The 9,132-nt window shown below is 44.0% G+C and carries 4 protein-coding genes and 1 riboswitch; of the genes, 2 read left to right on the forward strand and 2 right to left on the reverse strand.

The window, feature by feature from the left end; all coding sequences use genetic code 11:
- Positions 1-58 precede the first annotated feature (58 nt).
- On the reverse strand, positions 59-1,180 hold the full coding sequence (locus tag R7Z49_RS21430; protein ID WP_017821323.1) for a pyridoxal-phosphate-dependent aminotransferase family protein: 1,122 nt from the start codon (positions 1,178-1,180) through the stop codon (positions 59-61).
- A gap of 220 nt (positions 1,181-1,400) precedes the next feature.
- Positions 1,401-1,579, forward strand: a riboswitch (Lysine riboswitch).
- A 101-nt stretch (positions 1,580-1,680) separates the two neighbouring features.
- On the opposite strand from R7Z49_RS21430, the gene lysC reads away from it, so the two are divergent.
- The gene (gene lysC, locus R7Z49_RS21435) at positions 1,681-3,033 is read left to right on the forward strand and encodes a lysine-sensitive aspartokinase 3 (protein WP_017821324.1); all 1,353 of its coding nucleotides are present in this window, start codon (positions 1,681-1,683) and stop codon (positions 3,031-3,033) included.
- A gap of 86 nt (positions 3,034-3,119) precedes the next feature.
- Here lysC and metH read toward each other — a convergent pair whose 3' ends face one another.
- A complete protein-coding gene (gene metH, locus R7Z49_RS21440) occupies positions 3,120-6,800 on the reverse strand; it encodes a methionine synthase (RefSeq protein WP_186584630.1) in 3,681 nt (1,226 codons plus the stop codon).
- 191 nt (positions 6,801-6,991) lie between these two features.
- Here metH and R7Z49_RS21445 point away from each other — a divergent pair, with 191 nt between their 5' ends.
- On the forward strand, positions 6,992-8,323 hold the full coding sequence (locus R7Z49_RS21445) for a cation:proton antiporter (protein WP_064354335.1): 1,332 nt from the start codon (positions 6,992-6,994) through the stop codon (positions 8,321-8,323).
- Positions 8,324-9,132: the final 809 nt, after the last annotated feature.

Here is a 9,132-nt window from a genome sequence, read left to right on the forward strand (position 1 = left end):
AAGTACCAAAAAGCGAAGGGATGACCTTCGCTTTTCTTTATCTCATTGCTGTATGATTTTATTCAGTGAGTGACTCTTCTAACGCTTTTAAGCACAGCGCAACGTTTTCAGATCGAGCGCCGTAACCCATTAAGCCAATACGCCACGCTTTACCAGCTAATGCCCCAAGGCCTGCACCAATTTCTAGGTTATAGGTTTCTAGCAAGTGAGCACGAACTTTTGCTTCATCAATTCCTTCAGGCACGTAAATCGCATTTAATTGTGGCAACCGATGGGCTTCGTCCACAACAAATTCAAATCCTAACTTTTGTAAGCCATTTTTGAGTTTTTCATGCATCAGTTGGTGACGAGCCCAAGCGTTTTCTAATCCTTCATTTTTCAGTATCAATAAAGCTTCATGAAGCGCATACAAGCTATTAACTGGCGCCGTATGATGGTAACTACGCTTGCCTTCTCCACTCCAATACCCCAAAACTAAACTCTGATCGAGGAACCAACTCTGTACTGGTGTTGTTCTTGCTTGAATCTTTTCAATCGCGGCAGGAGAAAACGTCACTGGTGAGAGTCCAGGTACACATGACAAACATTTTTGACTACCAGAGTAAACCGCATCCAGTTGCCATTCATCCACTTTTAACGGCACACCACCAAGCGATGTCACCGCATCAACAATAGATAATGCATTATGCTGTTTCGCGAGCTTACCCAATGCTTGAGCATCACTGACTGCACCAGTTGAGGTTTCCGCATGCACAAAAGCAAGAATTTTTGTATCTGGGTGCTGTTCGAGTGCTTGCTCGACTTTATCAATGGAAACAGGCGTCCCCCATTCATCATCGACGATAACAACTTCACCACCAGCACGGACGACATTTTCGCGCATGCGTTCACCAAATACACCATTACGGCAAACGATCACTTTATCGCCTTTCTCGATCAAGTTTACAAAGCAGGTTTCCATCCCTGCACTACCTGGCGCTGAAACCGCAATAGTGAACTCATTGTCAGTTTGAAAGGCATACTTCAATAGCTGCTTGAGCTCATCCATCATACCGATAAACAGAGGATCAAGGTGACCTACCGTAGGACGGCTTAGTGCTTGTAACACTTGAGGATAAATATCAGAAGGACCAGGTCCCATTAAAATACGGTGAGGCGGAATAAAGCTTTGGATCGACATGTCAGCTCCTTGATTATCTTTTATCCTGAGCATTCTAAAAGTTCTATTCAATAACATGGCTCAGGTGTAGGGTTCTTCACCCTAATAGATTTTTCCTCTATCAGCAATTAGCCGTAAGTATGGAGGTCAAACCAGTGTCACAAAATCGTTAATAAAAAACACCATAAAGGTTGAAATATTGATTGACATTAAGGCCTCAAAACCGTTCAATGTTTGAGCTTTATGTAGAAGAGGAGCGCTACCCAGGTAGATGATTTGTGGAACCGCAATTCCAACACCAATCATTGAGGGGGAGTAGTGCCGAGGTAAGTCAAAGTTGCAGGATTTGACTTGTCGGTTGAATTGGGCTGAATCCCATCAACTGTCATCAGCGCAGTCTGATGAAGGGCTTCTGAGGGTAAATTTTTCAAATAGCATTCTAAATACCTCTCTTTTTGCTCTGTTCCTTTTCTCACTAAACATTGGATGTACAATTTTTTAGGAAGCCGTGGGAGAACGCAGTGAGCGCATTTAACGTAGCTAAATTCGGTGGAACCAGTGTTGCCAACTTTGAGGCAATGAGTCGTTGCGCCACCATTATCGAAAACAATCCAAATACTCGCCTGGTCGTGAGCAGCGCTTGCTCTGGCGTCACCAACCTATTGGTAGAACTCGCCAACGGTGTTCAGGATCAAACGCACCGTACTGAGCTGCTACAAAATTTGGCCAACATTCATGACGCCATTTTAACTCAGCTCGAAGACAGCACGAAAACTGCTGCCGAGGTGTATGGCATATTAGATACCGTAACCAGCCTGGCCGAGGCTGCATCTATCCAAGCTAGTGCGAAGTTAACCGATCATTTAGTCGCATGTGGTGAACTCATGTCGACGCACATTCTAACTCAGTTAATGTGTGAGCGAGGCATTCAAGCAGTGCGCTTTGATATCCGCGATGTGTTGCGTACTGATGACAACTTTGGTCGCGCGGAGCCAAACATTGAAGCAATTTCGACGCTTGCGCAAGATAAACTCGTACCACTTTGCCAACAATCCGTTGTTGTTACTCAAGGCTTCATAGGATCTGACGAAGCCGGTAATACAACAACATTAGGTCGAGGGGGCAGCGATTACAGCGCCGCCTTAATTGCTGAGAGCGTTAAAGCGGCAGGGCTAGAAATCTGGACTGATGTTCCGGGAATCTACACAACAGACCCGCGAATTGCACCAAAAGCCTCACCAATTCCTGAGATCAGCTTTAGTGAAGCTTCAGAAATGGCTAACTTTGGCGCTAAAATCCTTCACCCTTCTACGCTAGTACCTGCATTGCGCCACGACATTCCGGTATTTGTAGGGTCATCGAAAGAGCCAGAAAAAGGGGGAACTTGGATTCGCCACCAAGTCGAAAGCTCACCGTTATTCCGTGCGCTAGCTTTGCGTTGTAACCAAACCATGGTAACGCTACGCAGCGCCAATATGTTCCACGCATACGGTTTTTTAGCAAAGGTCTTTGAGATCCTTGCAAAGCATAAGATCTCTGTCGATTTGATCACGACATCTGAAATCAGTGTATCGTTAACACTTGATCAAACTGATACCTCTGGCGGAGCACCACAGCTGCCGCAAGCTGCACGAGAAGAGTTAGAAGAGTTATGTAAGGTAGAAGTTGAACATGACCTATGCCTCGTTGCTCTCATTGGAAACAACATGAGTGAGAGTAAAGGCTACGCGAAACAGGTTTTTGGCACGCTAGAAGATTTTAACCTACGCATGATTTGTTATGGCGCTAGCCCTCACAACTTATGCTTCTTGCTCCATGAATCGGTATCGAAACAAGCCATACAAAAACTCCACACTGAGTTGTTTGAGAAGTAAGTTCAACTCAATAAAACAAAGGGCTGCGTATTTGCAGCCCTTTGTCGTTTCATTAGTTGTTACATTTGGACGAGGTAAACATCAATTTAACCGTTAATGTTTGGCCCTAACCATTTTTCAGCCTCGATCCTATCCCACCCCTTACGATCGGCGTAACTCTCTAACTGATCTTCTTGGATCTGTGCGATCGCAAAGTAACGTGAGTCAGGATGAGAGAAATACCAACCAGAGACTGACGCGCCCGGATACATTGCATAGCTGGAGGTTAGAGTCATACCAATGTTCTCTTCCACATTAAGCAACTCCCAAAGCGGTCCTTTTTCAGTATGTTCAGGACACGCGGGATAACCCGGCGCAGGGCGAATACCTTGGTATTTTTCACGAATGAGATCATCGTTAGATAAATCTTCATCAGCTGCATAACCCCAAATTTCTTTACGGACACGCTCATGCAAATACTCAGCAAACGCTTCGGCTAGGCGATCCGCCACCGCTTGAATCATAATTGCGTTGTAATCATCTCCCTGTGCTTTGTATTCATCAGCAAGCTCTCGTTCACCAATACCACCAGTGACAGCAAATGCCCCTATCCAATCATGCTTACCCGACTCTTTAGGTGCGATGTAGTCGGATAAACAATAGTTGAATCCTTTTGGTTTCTCGGTCTGTTGTCGCAAGTTACGTAATACTTTCACAACGTCGGTACGAGTTTCATCAGCATAAACTTCAATGTCGTCCCCCACGCTCGCAGCAGGGAATAAGCCACACATTCCACGCGCTTTTAACAGGCCTTCTCGCTCAACTCGATCAAGTATCTCGTGGGCATCTTCGAATAAACGTTTTGCTTCTTCACCAACTTCTTCATGTTGGAAAATTGTTGGATACTTACCCACAAGTGACCAAGTCATAAAGAATGGTGTCCAATCGATGTATTGACGTAATATAGCCACATCAAAATCATCGAAGATATGAATGCCAGGCTTAACAGGCACTGGAGGAGTATAAGCTTCCCAATCGATAGCAACTTTATTCGCTCGAGCAGCTTCTAATGTCACTGGTTTGGTTCTCGGTTTCTTTCGATTATGTTGATCACGTACTCGTTCGTAATCAGCTTCAAGTTTTTCAACAAATTCAGGGCGACGTTCATCAGACAGAAGAGAAGTACATACGCCCACTGCACGTGAGGCGTTGTTCACGTAAACCACTGGATGCTTGTAATTTTTCTCAATCTTAACTGCTGTATGGGCTTTTGACGTTGTTGCGCCACCGATGAGAAGAGGTAAGTTAAAGTCGAGACGCTCCATCTCTTTTGCAACATGCACCATTTCGTCTAATGAAGGTGTGATCAACCCTGATAAACCAATAATATCGACGTTCTCTTCTTGCGCTACTTTTAAGATCTTTTCGCAAGGAACCATGACACCAAGATCGATAATTTCGTAGTTATTGCACTGCAATACAACGCCAACGATATTTTTCCCGATATCATGTACATCACCTTTGACCGTCGCTAGCAAAATCTTACCGTTTGTTTGTCCCACCTGCTTTTCTGCATTGATGTAGGGCTCCAGATGCGCGACTGCTTGCTTCATCACTCGTGCAGATTTTACGACCTGAGGAAGGAACATTTTACCTTCACCAAACAAGTCTCCGACGACGTTCATCCCATCCATTAATGGGCCTTCAATCACCTCTAATGGCTTTGAAGCGTTGACACGAGCCTCTTCGGTATCATCAACGATGAACTCAGTTATTCCTTTCACTAACGCGTGCTCTAAGCGCTTTTCAACAGGCCAAGTTCTCCACTCAAGTGCAGAGGCATCCTCCTCTTTACCTACCCCTTTGCCTGCATATTCCGCCGCGATATCTAACAATCTCTCAGTGGCGTCATCACGACGGTTAAGAACGACATCTTCCACAGCCTCACGCAATTTTTCAGGCACGTTATCGTAGATTTCTAACTGACCCGCATTCACAATCCCCATATCCATACCATTTTTAAAACAGTGGTAGAGGAACACCGCGTGAATCGCTTCACGTACATAGTTATTGCCACGGAAAGAGAATGAGACGTTAGAAACACCACCCGAGATCATCGCATGTGGTAAATCACGTTTGATATCGCCAACGGCTTCAATGAAATCCACCGCGTAGTTATTATGCTCCTCGATCCCCGTAGCAATGGCAAAAATGTTTGGGTCAAAAATGATGTCTTCTGGTGGAAAGCCCACTTCATCAACAAGAATTCGGTAAGCGTTGGTACAAATTTCTACTTTGCGCTCACGTGTATCTGCTTGCCCAATCTCATCAAACGCCATCACAATCACAGCCGCACCGTAACGGCGGATCAACTTAGCTTGTTCAACGAATTTCTCTTTGCCTTCTTTGAGAGAGATCGAGTTAACAATGCCTTTGCCTTGGATGCACTTAAGACCGGCTTCAATAACCTCCCACTTGGAAGAGTCAACCATGATTGGTACTTTTGAGATTTCAGGTTCTGACGCACAAAGGTTTAAAAAGCGAACCATACAAGCTTGTGCATCCAACATGCCTTCATCCATGTTGATATCGATAATTTGAGCGCCATTTTCAACTTGTTGACGAGCCACATCGAGCGCTTCATCGTACAGCTCTTCTTTAATCAAGCGCTTAAAACGCGCAGAACCGGTTACATTCGTACGCTCACCGACATTGATAAATAAAGAGTCTTTATCAATAGCGAGTGGCTCTAGGCCAGACAAGCGACAAGCAACGGGAAGTTCAGGTAATTGACGAGGGGCGATATTTTCAACCGCGAGTGCCATTTGGCGAATGTGCTCAGGAGTTGTACCACAACACCCACCAATCAAGTTTAAAAAGCCACTTTGAGCCCACTCTTTAACATGCTTAGCCATATCTTCTGGCGACAAATCGTATTCGCCGAATGCATTCGGAAGCCCAGCATTTGGGTGAGCGGAAACAAAAGATTCTGATATACGCGAGAGCTCTTCAACATAAGGACGCAGTTCATCCGGGCCAAGTGCACAGTTCAAACCAAACGAAATCGGTTTAACATGACGTAATGAGTTGTAAAACGCTTCTGTGGTTTGACCGGATAATGTTCTACCGGAAGCATCAGTAATAGTCCCCGAGATCATCACAGGTAACTCAATACCCATCTCTTCAAACACACTTTCAACAGCAAATGAACAAGCCTTAGCGTTAAGAGTATCGAAGATGGTCTCGATAAGAATAAGATCAGAACCACCTTTAATCAGCGCTCGAGTCGATTCAGAGTAAGCCTCAACTAACTCGTCGAAAGAAACATTTCGATATCCAGGGTCGTTTACATCAGGAGAGATAGAACAAGTGCGGTTCGTCGGCCCTAAAACCCCTGCGACATAACGCGGTTTATCGGGTGTTTTTGCGGTCCATTCGTCTGCAACTTCACGTGCAAGCTTGGCAGCAGCAAAGTTAATTTCTTCACTTAGGCTTTCCATCTCGTAGTCAGCCATCGCAATGGTTGTTGCGTTAAACGTGTTGGTTTCGAGAATATCTGCACCCGCTTCTAAATATGCAGCGTGAATTTCCTTGATAAGTTGAGGCTGACTTAGAACCAACAGGTCGTTGTTACCTTTTAGATCACAATGCCAATCCGCAAAGCGCGTTCCTCGATAGTCTTGCTCTTCAAGTTTGTACCCTTGAATCATGGTTCCCATACCACCATCAATCAAAAGAATACGTTGCTTCAATTGAGCTTCAATCTGTTGTATTACGTTACTTCCCACAGTACAGCCTCATTCCTTTAGTTATCTTTCCATCCTATCACACAAACTTCAGGAGTCTAGACGTCTAAACGTAGAATTAATGATTATTTTATATCCTTCTTAACTTGCAAAATAATCACGAAAAAATGTTTGCTATTTAAGCAGCATCAGCCGAGAATTCCATTCATAAAATGTTACAAATAGAGAGCTCTATGTCGGTCTATCATACTTTATGTTTTCTATCCGCAGCTGCGATGCTAATTGCTTTTGTAAACAGCAAGATAGGAAAGATGCAAACCACCATTGCGATTACCGCAGGTTCAATGGTGCTTTCACTTCTAATCTTAATTGCGGGTCAAAACAACTGGTTCCATCTCACCGAAATTGCAACGGAGACGGTCACAAGGATTAACTTCGAAGATTTCTTGCTCAAAGGCATTCTTGGCTTCTTACTATTTGCTGGTGGACTAGGCATCAAACTCCCGAACCTTAAAGATCAAAAGTGGGAGATCACTGTTTTAGCCCTTGGAGCTACACTGTTTTCTACGTTCTTTATTGGATTTGCGCTGTATGGGTTTTGTCAGTTAATTGGCATCCAATTTGATTTGGTCTACTGCTTACTATTTGGTGCTCTAATATCGCCAACTGACCCAATCGCTGTATTGGCTATTGTGAAAAAACTCGATGCTCCTAAACGTATCTCCACTCAGATTGAAGGAGAATCGCTCTTCAATGATGGCTTCGGTTTGGTTATCTTCGTCACTCTATTTACGATTGCATTTGGCACTGAGGCACCAACTGTAGGTAGTGTCACCTTACTCTTCATCCAAGAAGCTATCGGTGGTATCACATATGGTTTCGTCCTCGGTTTGCTATTCCACTACTTGATCAGTGCCACCGATGATCACTCAATGGAATTGTTACTTACCATTGGTGTCCCAACAGCAGGTTACGCATTTGCTGAATACATCCATGTATCAGGCCCACTCGCAATGGTTGTATCCGGTATTATGATTGGCAACTGGACACGCTTTATTGGCTTTTCAAAAGAGAGTGAAGATCACCTTGACCATTTTTGGGAGCTTGTTGATGAGTTCTTGAATGGCGTGTTATTCCTACTGATCGGCATGTCGATGCTGCTGTTTGAATTCCACAAAGAAGACTGGATCATGATGGCTATTTCAGTCCCTCTTGTACTAGCAGCTCGCTATTTAAGCGTATTTCTCTCGTACATTGGCTTTAAGCGTTACAGAAAATATAACCCGTGGTCAGTACGTATTTTGACGTGGGGCGGCTTACGCGGGGGCCTTGCATTGGCAATGGCACTTTCCATTCCATCTGGTATTTGGGTGATTCAAGATAAGTTAATCGATGTAAAAGAGATTATTCTTGTAATGACCTACTCCGTCGTTGTTTTCTCTATCCTCATTCAAGGCTCAACAATCACTCCAATGATTGAAAAAGCAAAAGCAGAAGAGAAGAAGATGGAAGAGAACAACCAAGCAATAACCACTCCGGAACATACGGAGACAGTGGACTCTTAAAGACACGTAACTTAATAAATAAAAAGCAGCTACCTAGCTGCTTTTTTCATAACTAATTTTCAGACTCCCCTTCAAGGACGAAGGCTCCTTATTCTTTGATATACCATCAAATATACGAAGAATCGCTACGCTACATTTTCATAGATACTAACTATTGCCGATAGATAGTATTCATAGACGAGTCTTTTAATTTACCCATTTTCATCTGTATCACTTCTCTTCCCTTGGCAATATAGGCTCCTCGCAAACATCAAAGCTAAACTTCCACAATACTTAGCAATGAGCGAGTTTGTATTTTTATGAGAAAGAGACATTTAGGGTGATTGCGTTCAGAACCCAAACGGGTTAGCAACCTCACCGAGATAAAACTGAGCTGGCACCCAGGTAGCAAAGCCTTAACGGAAGTTTAAATCCCTCCCTCTTGAACTCAGTGAGACTAAACTTGTATTCAAAGTCGTCCTGTTTTCAAATTAGAAACAAGCGACACCTCAAACAATTAAACTCTGTCACATAACTAGATTTTCTAATATCGAATAAAAAGGAGCTTTGGTTAGAGCTTGGTATCGGAATAAGGCTAAGACTAAGGCACAGAGTTACATGCTAGCTCGTTCACGACGATATTAAAACCATGTGAAGAGGGTAGTGTAACTCTAGATGCAAGGTTTTAATATGAAAGTGGATTTAAGGTAAGTCGGGGGAACCAAAACGAAAAAGCCTCAGTCTTTCGACTGAGGCTTAATATAAGTGGCGGAGTGGACGGGACTCGAACCCGCGACCCCCGGCGTGACAGGCCGGTATTCTAACCAACT

It is taken from the genome of Vibrio sp. 1562, assembly GCF_033340155.1.
Lineage (GTDB): Bacteria > Pseudomonadota > Gammaproteobacteria > Enterobacterales > Vibrionaceae > Vibrio > Vibrio alginolyticus.

Bases quoted from the DNA above. Each gene is read 5' to 3' on its own strand.
- R7Z49_RS21445 (WP_064354335.1), top strand. From the start codon at position 6,992: ATGTCGGTCTATCATACTTTATGTTTTCTATCCGCAGCTGCGATGCTA.
- R7Z49_RS21430 (WP_017821323.1), bottom strand. From the start codon at position 1,180: ATGTCGATCCAAAGCTTTATTCCGCCTCACCGTATTTTAATGGGACCT.